The sequence below is a fragment of the Streptomyces sp. SL06 genome, from assembly GCF_058244745.1.
Window position 1 is genome coordinate 560676 of the sequence record NZ_JBSYOT010000002.1, and the last position, 19442, is coordinate 580117.

At 73.6% G+C, this 19442-nt stretch carries 15 protein-coding genes, 1 pseudogene and 1 riboswitch; of the genes and pseudogenes, 4 read left to right on the top strand and 12 right to left on the bottom strand.

The window, feature by feature from the left end; all coding sequences use genetic code 11:
* Nucleotides 1-102: 102 nt before the first annotated feature.
* On the top strand, nt 103-2736 hold the full coding sequence (locus AC4IHM_RS02840) for a CHAT domain-containing protein (protein WP_490870745.1): 2634 nt from the start codon (nt 103-105) through the stop codon (nt 2734-2736).
* Nucleotides 2737-2749: 13 nt separating this feature from the next.
* Here the strand turns inward: AC4IHM_RS02840 and AC4IHM_RS02845 are convergent, their stop codons facing one another.
* Complete coding sequence (locus tag AC4IHM_RS02845) at nt 2750-4573, bottom strand: LuxR family transcriptional regulator AbsR2 (protein ID WP_490865494.1); 1824 nt, start codon at nt 4571-4573, stop codon at nt 2750-2752.
* 72 nt (nt 4574-4645) lie between these two features.
* Between AC4IHM_RS02845 and absR1 the strand changes: the two genes are divergently transcribed.
* A complete protein-coding gene (gene absR1, locus AC4IHM_RS02850) occupies nt 4646-5725 on the top strand; it encodes a beta-glucuronidase AbsR1 (protein WP_490865495.1) in 1080 nt (359 codons plus the stop codon).
* 160 nt (nt 5726-5885) lie between these two features.
* On the opposite strand, the gene AC4IHM_RS02855 is transcribed toward absR1, so the two are convergent.
* The 11 genes and pseudogenes from AC4IHM_RS02855 to AC4IHM_RS02905 all read right to left on the bottom strand — a co-directional run bounded on the left by AC4IHM_RS02855 (nt 5886) and on the right by AC4IHM_RS02905 (nt 16076).
* Nucleotides 5886-6980, bottom strand: a complete 1095-nt coding sequence (locus tag AC4IHM_RS02855) for an LLM class flavin-dependent oxidoreductase (RefSeq protein WP_490865496.1) — start codon at nt 6978-6980, stop codon at nt 5886-5888.
* Nucleotides 6977-8353 (bottom strand): NtaA/DmoA family FMN-dependent monooxygenase, encoded by a 1377-nt coding sequence (locus tag AC4IHM_RS02860; protein ID WP_490865497.1) that lies wholly within the window; start codon nt 8351-8353, stop codon nt 6977-6979. The genes AC4IHM_RS02855 and AC4IHM_RS02860 overlap by 4 nt, the downstream gene beginning before the upstream one ends.
* 19 nt (nt 8354-8372) lie before the next feature.
* A complete protein-coding gene (locus tag AC4IHM_RS02865) occupies nt 8373-9572 on the bottom strand; it encodes an LLM class flavin-dependent oxidoreductase (RefSeq protein WP_490865498.1) in 1200 nt (399 codons plus the stop codon).
* Nucleotides 9573-9659: 87 nt separating this feature from the next.
* Nucleotides 9660-10406 carry a GNAT family N-acetyltransferase gene (locus AC4IHM_RS02870; RefSeq protein WP_490865499.1) on the bottom strand — a complete coding sequence of 249 codons (747 nt, stop codon included), beginning with the start codon at nt 10404-10406 and terminating at the stop codon, nt 9660-9662.
* Nucleotides 10407-10485: 79 nt separating this feature from the next.
* On the bottom strand, nt 10486-11508 hold the full coding sequence (locus AC4IHM_RS02875) for an ABC transporter substrate-binding protein (protein ID WP_490865500.1): 1023 nt from the start codon (nt 11506-11508) through the stop codon (nt 10486-10488).
* 67 nt (nt 11509-11575) lie between these two features.
* The gene (locus AC4IHM_RS02880; RefSeq protein ID WP_490865501.1) at nt 11576-12355 is read right to left on the bottom strand and encodes an amino acid ABC transporter ATP-binding protein; all 780 of its coding nucleotides are present in this window, start codon (nt 12353-12355) and stop codon (nt 11576-11578) included.
* Nucleotides 12352-13329 carry an amino acid ABC transporter permease gene (locus AC4IHM_RS02885; protein ID WP_490865502.1) on the bottom strand — a complete coding sequence of 326 codons (978 nt, stop codon included), beginning with the start codon at nt 13327-13329 and terminating at the stop codon, nt 12352-12354. Before AC4IHM_RS02885 ends, AC4IHM_RS02880 begins: the two co-directional genes overlap by 4 nt.
* 205 nt (nt 13330-13534) lie before the next feature.
* The gene (locus AC4IHM_RS02890; protein WP_490865503.1) at nt 13535-13684 is read right to left on the bottom strand and encodes a hypothetical protein; all 150 of its coding nucleotides are present in this window, start codon (nt 13682-13684) and stop codon (nt 13535-13537) included.
* 33 nt (nt 13685-13717) lie between these two features.
* Nucleotides 13718-13832: riboswitch (SAM riboswitch) on the bottom strand.
* A gap of 71 nt (nt 13833-13903) precedes the next feature.
* Nucleotides 13904-14561 (bottom strand): annotated as a pseudogene (locus AC4IHM_RS02895) (glutathione S-transferase C-terminal domain-containing protein); the annotation flags it as partial.
* 120 nt (nt 14562-14681) lie between these two features.
* Entirely contained in the window at nt 14682-14804 is a 123-nt protein-coding gene (locus AC4IHM_RS02900; RefSeq protein ID WP_490865504.1) for a putative leader peptide, read from the bottom strand.
* Nucleotides 14805-15005: 201 nt separating this feature from the next.
* On the bottom strand, nt 15006-16076 hold the full coding sequence (locus tag AC4IHM_RS02905; protein WP_490865505.1) for an enoyl-CoA hydratase/isomerase family protein: 1071 nt from the start codon (nt 16074-16076) through the stop codon (nt 15006-15008).
* Nucleotides 16077-16440: 364 nt separating this feature from the next.
* On the opposite strand from AC4IHM_RS02905, the gene AC4IHM_RS02910 reads away from it, so the two are divergent.
* Together AC4IHM_RS02910 and AC4IHM_RS02915 are read left to right on the top strand one after the other, a co-directional pair.
* On the top strand, nt 16441-17466 hold the full coding sequence (locus AC4IHM_RS02910) for a C40 family peptidase (RefSeq protein ID WP_490870746.1): 1026 nt from the start codon (nt 16441-16443) through the stop codon (nt 17464-17466).
* 292 nt (nt 17467-17758) lie between these two features.
* Nucleotides 17759-19420 (top strand): SulP family inorganic anion transporter, encoded by a 1662-nt coding sequence (locus AC4IHM_RS02915; protein WP_490870747.1) that lies wholly within the window; start codon nt 17759-17761, stop codon nt 19418-19420.
* Nucleotides 19421-19442: the final 22 nt, after the last annotated feature.

A 19442-nucleotide genomic window follows, 5' to 3' on the forward strand; every position in this document is an offset into this window, starting at 1 on the left:
GATGGCTGATTGATACAGACTCGAACCTGTGTGGTGTGGTTCCGGAGCACTACCATCCGTGGGGTGACAGCGGGAAACGACTCGGTCCTCCAACTGCTGCCGATGGTGTTCGCCGCCCCCAGCGAAGCACTGGCGCGGGCGGAGGAGCTGCTCGGGGCCGGTCCCTCGCCGCTGCACGCCTCCGTCGCCCATCAGGTGATCGGCATCTGGCAGCGGGACTTCGGCGACACCCGGCGGGCGCTGGCCCATCTGCGGCGGGCCCGCGATCTCGCCGCCCGCGCGGACTCGGCCGAGCGGGAGGCGGACGTACTGGCCACGCTCGGGGTGGCGTTGGTGCACTCCGGCCGCACCCGGGAGGGCCTGGCGGCGTTCGAGCGCGGGGTGGCGCGCGGTACCGGGCACACCAGGGCGCGGGTGCTGTACCGGCGGGCGTACGTGTGGTGGGTGCTGGGCCGGCACGGCGAGGCGCTCGATGACGTGCGCCGGGCGATCCCGGTACTGCGGCAGGCGGACGACGTGATCTGGACGGCGCGGGCGCTGACCCTGCGGGCCACCGTGCATCTGGCGCTCGGCGCGGTGGAGCGGGCGGACGCCGACTTCACCGCGGCGGAGACGCTGTGGGACACCACGGGCCAGGAGCACGACAAGGCCGACGCGGTGGAGAGCCGGGGGCTCGCCGCGTTCCGCTCGGGCGACGTGCCGGCGGCGCTGCGGCTGCTGGACGAGGCGGCGGAGCGGTACGCAAAGCTGGGCACGCCGACGTTCATGCTCACCATCCGGCGCTGCGAGGTGCTGATGGCGGCGGGTCTCGCCACGGAGGCGCTGGCGGAGGCGGACGGGGCGATCGCCGCGCTGGACGGGATCGGCGGGCAGTCCACCCGGAAGGCGGAGCTGCTGCTGGTGGCCGCGCGGGCGGCCCGGCTGGCGGACGAGCCGCAGACGGCGCTCGCCCGCGCGGCCCTCGCGGTGCGGCTGTTCGCCGCGCAACGGCGCACCTGGTACGAGACGCACGCCCGGCTGGTGCTGATCGAGGCCCGGGTCGCGACGGGGCACGGGTCGGGCCGGCTGGTCGCGGACGCGGCGGCGGTGGCGGAGCGGCTGGCCGCCTTCGGGGCGCCGGCCGCGCCGGAGGCGTCGCTGCTCGCGGGCCGGATCGCGCTGGGGCTCGGCTGGCGGGCGGACGCGGAACGGCATCTGGCGGTCGCCGCGCGCAGCCGGCACGGCGGGCCGCCGCCGGCCCGGATGACGGGCTGGGCCGCGCAGGCGTTGCGGGCGCGGGCGGCCGGGTCGGCGCGGGGCGTGCTGGAGGCCTGCCGGCGCGGTCTTGACGTCCTGGACGACCACCGGATGACGCTGGGCGCCTCGGAGCTGCGGGCACGGGCCACCGCGCAGGGCGCGGAGCTGGCGGCGCTGGCGCAGCGGGAGAGCCTGGTGTCGGGCGGCCCGCGGCGGCTGCTGGTGTGGAGCGAGCGCTGGCGGGCGACGGTGCTCTCGGCGCCGCCGACCCGGCCGCCGGCCGATCCCGTGCTGCTGAGCGGTATGACGGCGTTCCGCGAGATCGCCGCCCGCGCGGAGGAGGCCCGGACGGGCGGTGGCCGGCCCGTTCCCGCCCTGGAGCGTGAACAGCGGCGCCTGGAACGGGAGATCCGCTCCCGCACCCTGCACATGCGGGGCGAGGCGTCCGGCGACGGCGACCGGTTCGACGTGGGGCGCCTGCTGCTGCGGCTGGGCGACGACGTGCGCCTGGTGGAGCTGGCGGTGCTCGACGGGCGCGTGCACGTACTGCTGTGCGGGCGGGGACGGGTGCGGCGGTTCGAGGCGGGGCTGCTGGCCGAGGCGGAGCGGGAGGCCGAGCATGTGCAGGCCGGGCTGCGCCGGCTGGCCCATCCGGGGGCGGAGGCCCGGCTGCCGCTGGTGGAGGCGGCGGGCGCGCGGTTGCAGGAGCTGCTGCTCGGTCCCGCCGCGGCGCACCTCGGCTCCGGCCCGCTCGTCGTGGTCCCGCCGGGCCGGCTGCACCGGGTGCCGTGGGCCCTGCTGCCCGCGCTGCGCGAGCGGGTGCTGAGCGTGTCCCCGTCGGCGAGCAGCTGGCTGCGCGCGAAGGACACCGCTCCCCCGCCCGGCGGCCGTCAACTCCTGGTACGCGGCCCGGGACTGGCGAGCGGCGGCGCCGAGGTACCGCAACTGGCCGACCGGTACGGGGGACCGCGGACGCCGGGGGGCGAGCAGGCGTGGGTGCCGTCGCCCGGCGGCGGGTACGGGGGGCCGCCCGTGGTCCTTGAAGGGAGCGAGGCGCGGGTGCCACGGGTGCTCCGGGAGCTGGACGGGGCGGCGTTGGCGCACATCGCCGCGCACGGGACGTTCCGCGCGGACAGTCCCCTGTTCTCGTCGCTGCGGATGGCGGACGGGCCGCTCATCGTGCACGACTTCGAACGTCTGGACCGCAGCCCGTACCGGATCATCCTGTCCTGCTGCGACACCGCCCGGTTCGCCTCGGTCGGCGCGGACGAGCTGCTCGGTCTCGTCACCGCGCTGCTGCCGCTGGGCACGGCCGGGGTGGTGGCGTGCAGCGCGCCGGTCAACGACGCCGCGGTGGTGCCGCTGATGCTCGCGCTGCACAAGGGCGTGGACGCCGGTCTGTCGCTGGCGGAGGCGCTGCGCGACGCGCGAGCCGCGCTGCCGGGCGACGCGGTGCACCAGGCGACGGGGTGGGCCTTCTGCGCCTTCGGGGCGGCCTGAACACCGGCTGCGGTCAGGCCGGTTGGTGCTCGGGCAGGTCCATGAGCCAGGGCAGGGCGCCGCGGTCGCCGGCACCGAGGCGGGTGTAGGCGCCGTAGAGGTGGTTGCCGACGGTGCGGACGGACAGGGTGAGCCGCTCCGCGATCTGCCGGTTGCTCAGTCCGGTCGCGGCGAGCGTGACGATCTGCCGCTGGCGGGCGGTGAGTTCGCCGAGCACCAGACCGGAGAGGGCGGGGGTGCGGGCGCCCTGGCAGCGCCGGGCGAGGGCGACGGCGCGGGTCCGGGCCGTGCGGGCGGCGCGCGGGTCGCGGTGGACGCGTACCGCCTGGGCGTGCGCCTCGGCCGCGAACAGCAGGAAGCCGCGCCGCTCCAGTTCCTCGGCGGCCCGGTCGAGGGCCGGTCCGTCGTCACGCGCGAGGGCGTCGGCGTGCGCGGCGAAGACGCCGGTCAGCCGGCCGGCCACCGGCTCGGGCGCGCCGAGCCGGACGGCGTCGTACGGGTCGCCGGCGGCGGCCGTACGGACCGCCTCGTCGAGGTCGCCGCGAGCGGCGGCGGCCCAGGTGGCGGAGGTACCCCGGCCGCCCTCCGTCGCCTCGCCCGACTGGGCCGCGGCCAGGTCGAGTTCGGTACGGCAGTCCGTGTCCTCGGGGGTGGTCCGCAGACCCTCCCGGGCCCAGGCGGCGGCCTCGCGCAGCCGGCCGCGCAGCCGTGCGAACCGGGCGCGCAGGGCCGCGTACGGAGCGGGCAGCCGCTCGCCCTCGGCCGCCAGCCACTCCCCCACCGGCGTCTCCAGTGTCCGTACATCGGCCTGCTCGATGCGCAGGGCGAGGGCGGCCCGCTCCGCCTCCAGGGCGGGGCCGCACCGGTCCGGGGTGCGGGCCAGGCGCCGGGCCCGCAGCCGGCCCGCCGCGGCGCGCAGCACCGGGCCGTGCAGGGGGTGGGCGAGCCGGGTGGCGCCTAGGTCGTCGACGGTGACCAGGCCCTCGGCCTCCAGATGCTCCAGGATCCGTACATCCAGGTCGTCCAGGTCCAGGTCCAGGGGCAGGGGCTCGGCGAAGGCGAGCAGTTCGAGCGTCTCGCGCTCCCGCGCGGGGGCGCGGTCCAGGACGTGGGCGGTGCGCTCGCGCACCGCCGCGGTGACCGGCACCGGTCCCCGCCAGGCCCGCTGGTCCGTGCCCGGCACCGGGGCGAGCGGCCCCTGCTCGCGCACGGCGGTCAGCAGCTCGCGCAGCAGCCGCAGATCCCCCCGGCACAGGCGATGCAGCCGGTCGGCGGTGAGCGGCTCAAGGCGGGTGCCCGCGGCGGCCGTGAGCAGTTCGGCGGTGTCCTCGCGGGGCAGCGGCGCGAGGGCCAGGCGCGCCAGCAGCTCGCCGGACCACAGCCGGGACACCGCGCCCGGCGCGGGCGCGCCCTCGGTGGCGACGACCAGGAGCCGGGTGCGGCCGTGCAGGGCGAGCTGGTGCACGAGGGCGGCGGACGCGCCGTCCAGCAGATGCGCGTCGTCGACCAGCAGCAGCCGTACGCCGGAAAGGAGTTGTACCGCCCGGTGCAGTGTGACGGTCTCGGGGAGCAGATGGGCGAAGGCGGCGAAGGGGATCTCCCGGGTCCCGGGTGTTCCGGCCGCTCGGGCGCAGTCGGTGCCGCGGACGGCCTCCGTCACGAGCCTGCTCTTGCCGCAGCCCGCCGCGCCGGTCACCACGAGGCCGCCCCGTCCGGCGGCCAGCGACCGGCGCACCAGCGCCAGTTCGTCCGCCCGCCCGGTGAACGGCCAGGGCGTCTCCAGTGTCTTGGTGTCCCGCAGAGAAGTCGTCACGGCAACATGAGTCGGCATACTCATCCCTGATACAGCGCGACTTGAGTAACCCCCGACTCAGGCGCCCGGACCGGGCCGGACGGCAGGCTTGGGGCCATGACCGCACGCTACTGCTCGCTCGCGCAGCAGCCGGCCCCCGTGTTCGCTCCGGGGCTGGCCGCCGAGCGTCTCGCCGCGCTCGTCGGCGGGCAGCGGATGTGGGTCAACGGCACCGTGCTGCACTACTGCTTCCTCGGCGGCGACACGGACGCCTCCGTGGTTCCGATGCCGGGCACCGGCCGGCCGCGGCGGGTGTCGTGGGTGGGAACCGAGGAGCAGCGGGACGTGGTGCGCGACTGCTTCCGGGAGTGGCGGGACCTGGGTGTCGGACTCGTCCTCACCGAGGTCCGCGACCGCTCGGAGGCGGAGCTGCGCATCGGCTTCCAGCCCGGCGACGGATCCTGGTCGGCGGTGGGCAAGGACGCGCTCCGGGTCGGGCTCAACGACCGTACGATGAACTTCGGCTGGGACCTGACCGCGCCGGGCGAGCGCGCCACGGCCCTGCACCAGATCGGACACGCGCTCGGTATGCTGCACGAGCACCAGAGCCCGTACGCCGGGATCCTCTGGGACGACGAGGCCGTCTACGCCGAGCTGGCGGGCCCGCCGAACAACTGGAGCCGGGAGCGGACCTTCCACAACATCCTGCGCAAGCTCGACACGGACGAGGCCAACGGCCCGGTCTGGGACCCGCACTCGATCATGGAGTACCCCTTCCCGTCGGGGCTGATACTGGAGCCCGAGCACTACCGCTCGGGCCTGCGTCCGCCCGGTACCCTCTCCGCCGCCGACAAGGAGTTCGCCCTGCGCTGGTACCCGCCCGTCGGCCGGCCGGGGCCGCTGGTGCCGTTCCGCTCGGTGCCGCTCGGTCTCGGGTCGGGCGAGCAGGCCGACTTCCGCGTGGACCCGCCGGAGACCCGTGCGTACACGGTGGGCACCTTCGGTGACAGCGACGCCGTCGTCGTGATCTTCGAGGAGCGGGACGGTGTGCCGCGCTATCTCGCCGGACAGGACGACGGGGGAACACCCGGCAACGCCACGATCAGGGCCCGTTTCGTCAAGGGCCGCCGCTACGTCGTCCGGGTGCGCCTGTACTCCTCCTGGGGCGCGGGCGAGACGGCGGTCATGTGCTGGTGACCGCGCGGCTCCTGAGCACCCGGGCGCCGTGACCATGTTCCGGCGCCGGGGGTTGGTCCGGGTTCCGCCGCCTTCGGGGGAGGGAGACGGAGCCCGGACCGTGCCGTGTCCGCCGCTGGGGGGCGGCGGACACGGCGACACGGCGGGCCGGGCGGTGTCCTCATCCCCGGTGTGCGGCGGTGGGCCTCGGCCCGCTGGACGGCAGCACGGGCCCCCAGGCGAACGGCGGGTCCGGGATGTCGCGTCGCAGCTCCGGGGCGACCTCGGACTGGAACAGTTCGAGGGAGCGCCGGTGCTCGGCATCGCCGAGTCCGCTCGCGTCGGCGTGCACGTGCAGCACCGTGTGCCCGAACCGTTCGTGGTAGCGGTGCACCTTCTCGGCGACCTGCCGCGGGCTGCCGATCAGTGCGGAACTGCGCTCGACGAAGTCCTCCAGGGTCTCGAAGACGACGGGCAGGCCGGTCTCGCGCTGGAAGGCGAGGTTGCTCTCGAAGATCGGACGGTAGGTGGCCAGGGCCTGCTGCGAGGTGCGGGCCACGTACAGGGCCGCCGAGCCCGCCCCGACCGCGATGTCCGCCGGATCGTGCCCGTAGTGCCGCCAGCGTTCGCGGTAGTGGTCGATCAGCTCCCCGTACGGCTCCATCGGGTGGGTGACGTTCGCCGAGAAGAGCGGGTCCCCGTAGCGCGCGGCGAGGTCGACGGACTCCTTGCTGGTGGCGCTGCCGTGCCAGACCCGGACCGGACGCTGGTGGGGCCGCGGCCACACCTCGGCGTCGGTCAGTTCCGGCCGGAAGCGGGTGTGGGCGGTGACCCGGTCCTCGCGCCACAGCCGCCGGAAGACCTCGTAGCTCTCGGCGTTGCGTTCCCACTGGTCCTCGGGGGTGACGTGGAACAGCTGGCGCTGGGCGGTGCCGTTGCCCTTGCCGATGATCAGTTCCAGGCGTCCGCCGGAGAGGTGGTCGAGGGTGGCGTAGTCCTCGTAGGCGCGGACCGGGTCGAGCAGGCTCAGTGTCGTCACGGCGGTGAACAGCCGTATGCGGCGGGTCAGCGCGGCGATATGGCTGAGCACGACCGGGGGCGAGGAGGAGATGAAGGGGCGCTCGTGCCGCTCCCCCACGCCGAAGCCGTCGAAGCCCAGCTCCTCGGCGAGTACGGCGTTGTCGAGGACCTCGCGGAAGCGTTCGTGGGTGCTCTTGAGTTCGCCCGTGACGGGGTCGGGGCGGTGCACGATGAGGGTGATGGCGAGGAACCTCACGACGCGGTCCGTGCGTTCGCGCGTGCCGTGTCGGGGTGGGCGAGGCCGAGGTGGTCGCGCAGGGTGGTGCCCTCGTAGTCGGTGCGGAAGACGCCCCGTTCCTGGAGCAGCGGGACGACCTTGTCGGCGAACTCGTCGAGGCCGCCCGGGGTGATGTGCGGGACGAGGATGAAGCCGTCGGCGACATCGGCCTGCACGAAGTCGTCGATGGTGCGGGCGACGGTGTCCGGGGTGCCGACGAAGGTCTGCCGGTTGCCGGTGTTGATGACGAGGTCGCGGATGGACCAGTTGTTGGCCTCGGCCAGCTCGCGCCACTCGCGGGCGGTGGCCAGCGGGTCGCGGTACATGCGCACCTGGGCCCGGCCGCGCGCGATGTGCTCGCCGCTCACGTCCGGGTCGACGGCGGGCAGCGGGCCGTCGGGGTCGTAGGAGGACAGGTCCCGGTTCCAGACGAACTCCAGGTGCTTGAGCGCGGTGGCGCCGCTGACCTGCTGTCGGCGTACCTCGCGTGCGTGCTCCTCGGCCTCGGCGTCGGTGTCGCCGAGTACATAGGTCGCGGAGGGCAGGATGAGCAGTTGGTCGGGGCGGCGGCCGTACCGGGCGAGGCGGGACTTGACGTCCGTGTAGAAGGCCTGGCCCTCCTTCAGGGTGGCGTACCGGCTGAAGATGGCGTCCGCGTCGGCGGCGGCGAACTCGCGGCCCTCCTCGGAGTCCCCGGCCTGGAAGATGACGGGGCGGCCCTGCGGGGAGCGGGGCACGTTGAAGCGGCCGTGGATGTCGAAGTGCCGGCCCTGGTGGACGAAGGCGCCGGCCTTGGCGTCGCTGAGGAAGGTGCCGGTGGCGGGGTCGGCGACGATCTCGTCCCCGTGCCAGGAGTCGAGGAGTTCGCCGGTCGTGGCGAGGAACTCGCGGGCCCGTGAGTAGCGTTCCTCCTTCGGCAGGAAGCCTCCGCGGCGGAAGTTCTCGCCGGTGAAGGCGTCCCAGGAGGTGACGACGTTCCAGGCGGAGCGCCCGCCGGAGAGGTGGTCGAGGCTCGCGAACTGGCGGGCCACCTCGTAGGGCTCGTTGAAGGTGGAGTTGATGGTGCCGGTCAGGCCGAGGCGGTCGGTGACGGCGGCGAGCGCGGCGAGGACGGTGAAGGTGTCGGGACGGCCGACGACGTTGAGGTCGTAGATCTGCCCGCCCTGTTCGCGCAGGCGCAGGCCCTCGGCGAGGAACAGGAAGTCGAACTTGGCGCGTTCGGCGGTCCGCGCGAAGTGCGCGAAGCTGCTGAACTCGATGTGGCTGCCGGCCCGGGGGTCGCTCCACACGGTGGTGTTGTTGACGCCGGGGAAGTGCGCGGCCAGGTGGATCTGCTTCAACGGCTTGCTCATGGTGGCGGTTCCTTCCGGCTCAGGCGGCGTAGCGGTTGGCGGGGCGGGTCAGGCCGAGGAGTCCGCGCAGGGTGTCCGCCTCGTATGCGGTGCGGAAGGCTCCGCGGCGCTGGAGTTCGGGGACCAGGCCGCGGGTGATCGCCGGGAGGTCGTGGTCGTGGTCGGCCGGCCGCAGCCGGAAGCCGGTCAGGCCGGCCGCCTGGAACTCCTGGAGCAGATCGGCGAGTTGGCTCGGTGTACCGGTGAAGGTCAGGGCGTCACTGGTGTACGGCTCGCCGGCCAGGGTGTCGAGGCGTTCCCTGCGGGCGGCGGCCTCGGCCGGGTCGTCGTCGAGGAAGACGAGCAGGTCGGCGAAGATGTGCACGGGTTCGGCGGCGCGTTTGGCGGCCTCCTGCTCGGCGCGGATCTCGGCGACGATCGTCCGGGCCCGGCCGGTGTCGTGCGGTGTGATGTATCCGATGTCGGCCTGCCGGGCCACGAGCCGGTAGGGCACGGTCGCGTGGGCGAGGGCGGTGACCGGCGGCTGGCCCTGCGGGGGCCTCGGTGTGATGGAGGGGCCCTTGACGTTGAAGTGCCGGCCCTGGAAGTCGATGTAGTGCAGCTTGCCGCGGTCGACGAAGCGGCCCGTGGCCACGTCCCGGATCTCCGCGTCGTCCTCCCAGCTGTCCCAGAGCCGGCGGACGACCTCCACGTAGTCGGCGGCCTCGTCGAACAGCTCGGTCAGCAACTCCTCGGCCGCGGGGCCCTCGGGGCCGTCGAGGCGGGGTATGGTGCGGCGGCCGAAGTGGGCGGCCTCGTCGGGGCGGGCCGAGACCTTCACCCGCAGTCCGGCGCGCCCGGTGCTGACGTAGTCGAGCGTGGCGAGGGCCTTGGAGATGTGGAAGGGCTCGGTGTGGGTGGCGACGACGGTCGGCACCAGGCCGATGTGCCGGGTCAGGGGTGCGACGCGGGAGGCGATCAGGACGGCGTCGAGCCGGCCGCGTACCTGGTCCGTGCGCTCGTCCGGTTCCAGGAGGTGGGAGGACTGCGGGCCGAGTCCGTCCTCGATGGTCACGAAGTCGAGCAGGCCGCGCTCGGCCTCGGCGACCAGGTCGGCCCAGTATCCGGCGGTGAACAGGTCCCGGGGGCGGGCCGACGGTTCGCGCCAGGAGGCGGGGTGCCAGCCGGTGCCGTCGAGGGCGACGGCGAGGTGCAGTGGAGCGGAGGGGGTTGTGGACACGGGTGGGTGCCTTCCTGGTGGTCCGTTGTGGTGGTCGGTGGGGGAACGCCGGGCTCGCGAGGGGTGGTCAGGTCCGTCCGCTCCTCCTCATGGGGTTGTCGCCGCGGCGGCTGTCGCGGGGGTGCGGACTTCGAGGAAGTCGGTGTGGCGGCGCAGGGTGAAGCCGATGGACTCGTAGAGCCCGATGGCCCCCGTGTTGCTCGCGGCGGCGTGCAGGAACGGGGTGTCGCCGCGTTCCCGGATGCCCGCGGCGACCGCGCGGACCAGGCGGGTGGCCAGGCCCCGGCCGCGGTGTTCCGGGTCGGTGCACACGGCGCTGATCTCGGTCCAGCCGGGCAGTCTCAGGCGCTCGCCGGCCAGGGCGACCAGCCGGCCCCGGTGCCGGATGCCGAGGTAGGTGCCGAGCAGCACCGTCCGGGGCAGGAAGGGGCCGGGCCTGGTGCGCTCGACCAGTTCCAGGATCTCGGGCACGTCGGCGGGTCCGAGCCGTACCGCCTCCGGGTCGGGCTCGGCGCGCAGCGCGGTGTCGACGAGCTGTACGCCGGGCACGCCGCCGGAGGTCCGCCAGCCCTCGGGGACCCGGTGGGCGCCGGGCAGCGCGACGGCGGTGTCCGGGCCGACCAGCCGGTGCAGGTCGGTCCAGGCGGCGGGGTCCGCGGGGTCGGCGAGGGCGGTGAAGACGGCCACGTCGCGGGGGTAGCGGGCGGCCCGTCCCACCCGTTCGGCGAAGTGGGCGTGGGGTCCGGTCAGGGCGGCCCAGACGGCGTTGTCGAGCGGATGCGGTACGGGCGCGGCCGGGGCCGCGTCCGCACGGAGGCCGGTCGGGTGGGTCACGGGCGGGTGGTCCTTTCGTACGGCGAAACCCGCTGCGGGCACGTCTTGTGACGGATCGTCAGTTGTCGGGAGTATGGCGTCAGGAGTTGTCGAGGGGCAGTCCGGGCGGGTTGATCTCGGACTTCTCGACGGCCTCGGCGGAGAGGTTCCAGGCGGCCAGCCACTTGGCGTACTGGCCGTTCGCGATGAGGTGGTCGATGGCCTCGGCGATCGGTTCGACGAGCCCGCTGTCCTTCTTGGTGGTCGCCGCGATCAGTCCCTGGAGGGAGGTGCCTGCCCCGGAGTAGGTTCCCGCGCCGCGGGTGGCGTTGGGGGACTTCGCCGTCTGGGTGACGTGGTAGGCGACGCCCGGGTTGGCGCCGAGGTAGGCGTCGATCTTTCCGCCGTTCAGGGCCAGGTAGGTGCTGTTCTTGCTGGCGAAGTGTTTGACGGTGAGCTGCTTTCCCTCCTGCTTCAGCTTCTCCTGCCACTCCAGGAGGATCTTCTCCTGGTTGGTGCCGTTGTCGACGGCGACGGTCTTGCCCGCGAGGTTGCGGTAGTCGCCGTCGAAGTTCCAAGTGCTCTTCTTCGGCACTTCGAAGCCGATGTCGTCCTTGCGGTAGGAGGCGAAGTCGTACTTGCGCTTGCGTTCCTCGGTGTCCGTGATGTTGGCGAAGGCGACGTCGGTCCTGCCGCTGTCGATGCCGACGAACATGTTCTCCCAGGTGGCGTTCTTCAGTTCGGGCTCCAGACCGAGCACCGCGGCGACCAGCCGGGCCAGGTCGGGTTCGGCGCCGGTGAGGGTCTTCTGGTCGTCGCCGACGTAGGCGAGCGGCGGGAAGCCGTCGGGCAGGGCGCCGACGCCTATGACGAGTTTGCCGCTGTCGCGGACGGAGTCGGGCAGCTTGGCGCTGATCGACTTCACTTCGGAGACCTTCAGCGCCGTCTCCTCGGCGGCGCCGTTGGACAGCCGGCCCACCGTCACCGTGCCGGCGGCGTCGGTCGTGGTGGCGGCGTCGCTGTCACCGCCGCAGGCGGCGAGCCCGGAGGCGAGGGTGACGACGGCGGTCGCCGCCGTGATGCCGCGGAGCAGACCGCGTCGGGAGATCCGGTGCTGGGGCATGGCTGTCCTTGTCGTTGGGAGGGAGGCCGGTGGAGACGGAAGGGGGCGGGGGCGGGCGGGGCGCGGGTCAGAGCACCTTGGCGAGGAAGTCCCGGGTGCGCTCGTGCCGCGGGTGGTCCAGGACCTGGGCGGGCGGCCCCTCTTCGACGATCCGGCCGGCGTCCATGAAGACGACGCGGTCGGCGACCTCGCGGGCGAAGCCGATCTCGTGGGTGACGACGACGAGGGTGGTCCCGCTGGTCGCCAGGTCCTTGATGACGGTGAGCACCTCGCCGACCAGTTCGGGGTCGAGGGCGGAGGTCGGTTCGTCGAAGAGGATGATGCCGGGGCGCAGGGCGAGGGCGCGGGCGATGGCCACGCGCTGCTGCTGGCCGCCGGAGAGCTGGCGGGGGTAGGCGCCGGTGCGGTCGCCGAGGCCGACGCGGGTGAGCAGTTCCCGGGCCAGGTCCCGGGCCGCCTCCCGGCCGAGCCTGCCGGTGGCGAAGGGCGCGGCGGCGACGTTGTCGAGGACGGTCAGGTGCGGGAAGAGGTTGAAGTTCTGGAAGACGAAGCCGATCCGGCCGCGCTGCCGCAGGATGGCCCGCTCGCTGAGTTCCTTCAGCCGCGTGCCGTGGCGGCGGACGCCGATCGGCTCGCCGCCGACGCTGACGTGTCCCCGTTCCGGCTTCTCCAGGTGGTTGATGACCCGCAGGAGGGTGGACTTGCCCGAGCCGGACGGGCCGAGGACGACGGTGACCTCGCCGGGCGGCACCGCGAGGTCGATACCGTCGAGGACGTGGTGGGTGCCGTACCACTTGTGGACGCCGTGCACCTCAAGGGCGGCCGGCGCGGTGTCGGTGACGGTCATACGGCGGCCTCCCGGCGCATCCGGGCCCGTGCCTCGGCGAGGCCGGCGCGGGCCTTCTGGAACGGCGTCGGCGGCAGGGTGCGGGTGGCGCCGCGGGCGAAGTACCGCTCGACGTAGAACTGGACGACGGAGACGGCGCTGGTGAGGATCAGGTACCAGACGGTGGCGACCAGGAGCAGCGGCACGATGTCGCCCGGGTAGGTGCTGCCCATCGTCTGCACCGAGCCGAACAGGTCGAGCAGGGACACGTAGAACACCAGGGACGTGCCCTTGATGAGGCCGATGAGCTGGTTGACGTAGTTCGGGGTGATGGACCTGAGCGCCTGCGGCAGCACGATCCGGCGGAACTGGTAGCCCTTCGGCAGTCCGAGCGCGGCGGCCGCCTCGTGCTGGCCCTGGTCGACGGAGAGGATGCCGCCGCGGACCACCTCGGAGGCGTATGCCGCCTCGTTGAGGCTGAGGCCGACGACGGCCACGGCCATGTCGGTGGCCAGCCGCGACTCGTCGAAGGTGACGAAGGCCGGTCCGAACGGGACGCCGAGGCTCAACGTCTGGTACAGCGCGGAGAAGTTGTAGAGGAAGATCAGTACGACGATCAGCGGGACGGACCGGAACAGCCAGGTGTAGGTCCAGCTCACGGCCCGCAGGACGGGGCTGCCGGAGAGCCGCCCGAGGGCGAGCAGGACGCCGCCGAGGAGCCCGAGTACGGCGCTGAGCGCGGCCACTTCGAGGGTGACGAGGAGGCCGTCGAGGACGGTGGGGCGCAGGAACCAGTAGCGGAAGCGGTCCCACTGGTAGAAGGGGTTGGTGGCCAGGCCGTGGATGATCTGGGCGACCACGACCAGGACCACGGCGGTGGCGATCCAGCGGCCCGGCCTGCGCAGGGGCAGGACCCGCTCGGCTGCGGGCGGCCGTGGGGTGTCGGCGGCGGGTGCCTCGGCGAGGGACACCGCGGTGCCTGGGGGTTCACTCATGGGTGGGCTCCGGCGGAATCGGCACCCCGGACGCCGTGGGCCTGGTCGGGTGGCCGCTACGGCGGGACGGCAGGGCGGGGAGGACCGCTCTGCGGCGCGAGGCGACGCACGCGAACGCGCGGGGACCGGGGCGGGGTGGACAACGGCACACCGCACGGGCGGTGTTCGTCGTGGCCGGGTGCCCGCTGCGGGACCGGGGCGGGGATCAGTCCTGGCAGCGGGCGCGGCCGGCGTCGGTACACAACGCGCTGCTGACGCGCAGCAGGTCGACGGCGCGGTCGGCGACGAGCGGGCTGGGGTACGGGCGGAGGCGGCCCTGGAGACGGCGTCCGGCCGTCCTGGGAGCTGCGCGCATGTCCGTCACCGTCACTGTCCCGGCCCCGTGGGGCCCTCGCGCTTACCGAAAGAGCGGGTCATCCGGTCCGGTCGTCACCTGGGGCACCCCACCGCGGAGCGAGGGTTGCCGGTCAGCGAGCCAGGGCTTGTCGCTGACACTCATGACCGTTCTTGGTCCGTAAGTAACGCAGTTGGCCGTGCGGGTGTCAACGCCGTTCCGTCAGGTGGGACGGTCCGTGAGATGCCGGCCGAACGCGGGGTGGGCGGACAGGCGCCGCACGTGGGACCACACGGCGGGGTGGTCGGCGGCGCGCCGCGGGGTGTCGTGTCGGACGAGGGCGACCCACACCTCGACGTTCGGCCGCGGTCAGCCGGTCGCCCAGGACGTGGGAGTGCGCGCTCAGGCGCCGCTCCAGGAGGTCCAGCACCTCGGGCAGGGCCGCGGGGTCGGCGGCCCGCGCGCACAGCAGCTCGACCGCTTCCGTCTCCGCCTCCGTGCCGCACGGGTACAGCACCGGGCCGGCGGCGGGTGTGAAGTACCGGGCGAGGTCACGCATGATGTCGCGGGCGTGCGTGCTCACGATCCGGCCGGACCAGCCGTCGCTGAGCACCGGGGCGACGGCCGGTCCCCGGTAGTGGTGGGCGCTCGCCTCGTACAGCGGGCGCAGCGCGGAGTGACCGCCGTCGGAGCAGTCGGGGGACGGGTCCAGCACGGTCACCGGACAGATCTCGTCCAGGCCGAGGAGGCTGTGCACGACGGCGATGCTCAGACAGTCGTCGCGGTCGGGCGACAGGTGGAGGCGGTAGCGGCGCGGCACGGCGTAGTGGCCGCTGCGCGGGTCGCGGCCGATCCGTCCGCGGAAGGCGGGGGCAGGGGTGAGCAGTGTGACGGACATGGTTCTCCCCGGGTGCGGGCGCGTGGACGTACACGCGGTGGAGGCGGGCGGCGGTCCGTGGGCGGGCGCGGGTCCGGGCGGCGTCCTCGCGGGACGCCCGCCGGCCGGCGCCGGGTGGGCTCAGCGCGGGGAGCTGATCGCGCTGCAGACGCGGAGGAGGTCGATGTGCCGGCGGGAGGTGAGCAGAGGGGACGGTACGGGCGTGCGGTTCTCGTCGCCGCTGACCTGTTCGAGGCGCCCCATGCTTCCCTACCTCTTCACTAGGATTCCTAGGGAAGTGTCGACCGGCGCCCGGGGCGCGTCAAGGGGGCGTCCGCCCCCTGGGAAAACCTCGTACGCGGGCCCGGCGCACGGGCCCGACCCGGCCCCGACCACGAACCACGTCGCACACGCCGGCTCGTCCACGCCGGGGGGCGCCGGACCGGGACGCGCCCCCGGTCCGGTTCAGCCGGCGGTGCCGGTCGCGTCGAAGAGCCCCGGCTCTCGCTCGCCGGGCGGACGGAAGAACCGCGCGACGTCCGCGTCGGTGACGTCGGCGAGGTCCGCGGGCGACCAGCGCGGGGCGCGGTCCTTGTCGATGACCTGGGCGCGGATGCCCTCCACCAGGTCGGGGGTGGTGAGGGCCGCGCAGGAGACGCGGTACTCCTGGTCGAGGACGCGTTCCAGCGAGCCGAGCCGCCGGGCGCGGCGTACGGCGGCCAGGGTGACCTTCAGGGCGGTGGGCGACTTGGTGAGCAGGGTTCGCGCGGTCTGCCCGGCGTGCGGTTCGCCGTGGCCGGTGAGGCGGCGGACGATCTCCTCCACGGTGTCGGCGGCGTAGCAGGTGTCGATCCAGGCCCGCCATCCCGCGAGTTCCCCCGCCGGCGGCTCCTGCGCGTGGCGCTCCAGCGCCTCCGCCGCGGGCAGGGTGGCCAGGTCGTCGACGAAGTCCCGCAGGGCCGCGGACGGCACGTAGCGGTCGGCGAGAGCGCACAGCAGCGCGTCGGCGGCGCCGATCGCCGTGCCCGTCAGCGCCAGATGGGTGCCCAGTTCGCCGGGCGCGAGGGCGAGCAGATGGGTGCCGCCGACGTCGGGCACGAAGCCGATGCCGGTCTCGGGCATGGCGATCCGGGACCGCTCGGTGACGACACGGACACTGCCGTGCGCGGAGAGGCCGACGCCGCCGCCCATCACGATGCCGTCCATGAGGGCGACGTACGGCTTGGGGTAGCCGGCGATACGGGCGTTGAGGCGGTACTCGTCGCGCCAGAACGCGGCGGACGCGCTGCCGTCGCCGTCGCGGGCGTCGTCGTGGATGGCGCGGATGTCGCCGCCCGCGCACAGGCCGCGCTCCCCCGCGCCGGTGATGACGACGGTCTCGACGGCCGGATCGTGCTCCCACGCGGTGAGCGCCTCGTCGATGCGGCGGACCATGGCGCGGGTGAGGGCGTTGAGGGCCCTGGGACGGTTGAGGGTGATGTGGGCCGCCCGTCCGGTCGTGTGCAGCAGGACGTTGGCCTGCCCGTCCGCGCTCATCCGAACGCCTCCGTCGGGCCGCCGGCCACGATGACACGCATGATCTCGTCGCTTCCTTCCAGGAGTTGGTGGACCCGCGGGTCGTGGACGACCTCCGGGCGCGGGCCCCACCCGACCCTAGGGTCGGCCGTCCCCGTGGATCCAGCCGGCCCCGCCGGTGGGACACCGCCGTCGTCGTCGGTCCAGTACCGTGCGATGTGCGCATTCTGTGAAGCATTTTTCTGATGAGAGTTTGAACTGATCACAAGAAGGTCATTAGAGTCCGCTTGGCACCCTCACTCGGTGATCACCCATCGGGGGTGACGGTGGAGGGGCAGTGCCCGTCGTGACCGGCAGGCGGCCGGAGGAAAAGGAGACCGCCCACGTGGCCTCCCATCGTCGACCCAAGCAGCAGAGCCGTGCTCGTGTGACCGTGATCACCGCGACCGCCGCCGCAGCGGTGGCACTGACGTCCCAGGCGGCCCAGGCGGCCCCCAAGCCGAGCAAGGACGAGGTCAAGTCCAAGGTCGACAAGCTCTACGAAGAGGCGGAGCGGGCCACCGACAAGTACAACGGGGCCAAGGAGAAGCAGCAGAAGCTCGAGGGCCAGATCGACGACCTCCAGGACGAGGTCGCCCGGGGTCAGGCCGACCTCAACAAGCTGCGCGACAGCCTGGGTTCGCTCGCCAGCGCCCAGTACCGCACCGGCGGCATCGACCCCTCCGTACAGCTCTTCCTCTCCTCCGACCCCGACAGCTACCTCGACAAGGCCGCCACCCTCGACCAGCTCAGCGGTCAGCAGGTCGAGACGCTGAAGAAGATCCAGCAGAAGCAGCGCGCCCTCGCGCAGCAGCGCACGCAGGCCTCCGACAAGCTCACCGACCTCGCGGAGACCCGCAGCGAACTCAAGCAGAAGAAGGAACAGGTCCAGGGCAAGCTCGCCGAGGCGCAGAAGCTGCTCAACACCCTGACGGCGCAGGAGCGCCAGGAGATCCGGGAGAAGGAGCAGCGCGCCAGCCGCTCGGCCGGTGACCGCGTCGAACTCGGCAACGAGGCGCCCGCCTCCCAGCGCGGCTCCGCGGCCCTGGCAGCGGCGGCCACCCAGATCGGCAAGCCCTATGTCTCCGGCGGCACGGGACCCAGCTCCTACGACTGCTCGGGCCTCACCCAGTGGGCCTACGCCCAGGCCGGCGTCCAGCTCACCCGCACCACCTACACGCAGCAGAACGACGGCACCAAGATCGGTATGAGCCAGCTCGCCCCCGGCGATCTCGTCTTCTTCAACGGCCTCGGCCACGTGGGCCTGTACGCGGGCAACGGCCAGGTGCTCCACGCGCCGTACCCGGGCACCTCGGTGCGCTACGAGTCGATCAGCACCATCGGCTCCTTCCAGTTCGGCGTCCGCATCTGACGGACGGCGCCGCCCAGCACGGCCCAGGGCCGGTTTCGGACGACTCCGAAACCGGCCCGTTCCGTGCCGGCGGGCTCCGGTGTGCGGGGACTCTCCATGATGACGAATTGCGAAAGTTTGCAATTCATTAGATGCTGTCTTCCCTGGCCCCGCAGACAGCCGCGGGCCCAGCTCTTTCGTGTCCGCCAGATGGGGGCGCTGTCGGGGAAGTCGAGGCGTCGTGTCCTTTTCGCTGCACCGGGCCAAGGCCCAGTTCCTCGGGCTGCTGCCCGGACGTGCCGATGTGGCGCAGATGCGCCGGAGCCCGCGCCGGGATCTGCTGGCGGGGCTGACGGTGGCGATCGTGGCGCTGCCGCTCGCGCTGGGCTTCGGAGTCTCCTCCGGTCTCGGCGCGGAAGCGGGGCTGGCAACCGCGGTGGTCGCGGGGGCGCTGGCCGCGGTGTTCGGCGGATCGAATCTCCAGGTGTCCGGGCCGACCGGCGCGATGACGGTGGTGCTGGTGCCGATCGTCGCCGCGCACGGGCCGTCCGGAGTGCTCATGGTCGGGCTGATGGCGGGCGTGATGCTCGTGGTTCTGGCGGTGCTGCGGGCCGGCAAGTACATGCGGTACGTGCCCGCGCCGGTGGTCGAGGGCTTCACCCTCGGCATCGCCTGTGTGATCGCCCTGCAGCAGGTCCCGAACGCGCTGGGCGTGGACAAGCCCGACGGCGAGCGGGTGCTGGTCGTCACCTGGCGCGCGCTGCGGGAGTTCGCGCAGCACCCGAACTGGACCTCGGTCGCGCTCGCCCTGGCGGTCGCCGCCGTCATGCTGCTCGGGGCCCGCCGCTGGCCCAAGGCACCGTTCTCCATCCTCGCGGTGATCGCGGCCACCGTGGTCGCCCAGCTCGCCGGCCTCGACGGGGCCCGGCCGATCGGTGACCTCCCGGCCGGGCTGCCCGCGCCCTCCCTGGCCTTCCTCGACCCCGGCGCGCTCGGCTCGCTGCTGGCCCCGGCGGTGGCGGTGGCGGCGCTGGCCGCCCTGGAGTCGCTGCTGTCGGCCTCGGTCGCCGACGGAATGACGGTCGGCGAGCAGCACGACCCCGACCGCGAGCTGTTCGGGCAGGGGCTGGCGAACATCGCCGCTCCCCTGTTCGGCGGGGTGCCCGCCACCGGCGCGATCGCCCGCACCGCCGTCAACGTCCGGACCGGCGCGAGTTCCCGGTTGGCCGCCCTCGCCCACGCCGCCGTCCTGGCCGTGATCGTCTTCACCCTCGCGCCCCTCGTCTCCAGGATTCCGCTGGCCGCGCTCGCGGGTGTGCTGCTGGCCACGGCCGTCCGGATGGTCGAGGTCGGCTCGCTGCGGGCCATGGCCAAGGCCACCCGCTCGGACGCGCTGATCCTCGTCCTGACCGCCGTGGCCACGCTGGCACTCGACCTCGTCTACGCGGTGGTCATCGGCCTGCTGGTGGCGGGCGCGCTGGCACTGCGGGAGATCGCCGGGCAGGCCCGACTGGACGAGGTGCCGCTGGAGCGGGGCGAGCACAGCGACGAGGAGCACGCGCTGCTGGCCGAGCACATCGTGGCGTACCGCCTCGACGGGCCGCTGTTCTTCGCCGCCGCCCACCGGTTCCTGCTGGAACTCGCCGACACCGCCGACGTCCGGGTCGTCATCCTGCGCATGGCGCGGGTGACCACCATCGACGCCACCGGCGCCCTGGTGCTGAAGGACGTGGTGGAGAAGCTGAACCGGCGCGGCATCGTCGTGACGGCCTCCGGCATCCGGCCGGGTCACCGCCAGGTCCTGGACTCGGTGGGGGCGCTCGACCTGCTCCGCCTGGAGGGAAGCGAGTACGCCACGACACCGGACGCGATCCGGGCGGCGCGTACGCATCTGGAGTGCACCGGCGTACTGCCGCCCCTGCCCGCCCAGGCATCGCGGGCCGCCGGTACGCAGGCGGGGGAAACGGCACGTTGAGCACGGGGCCGGCCCGGCGGCG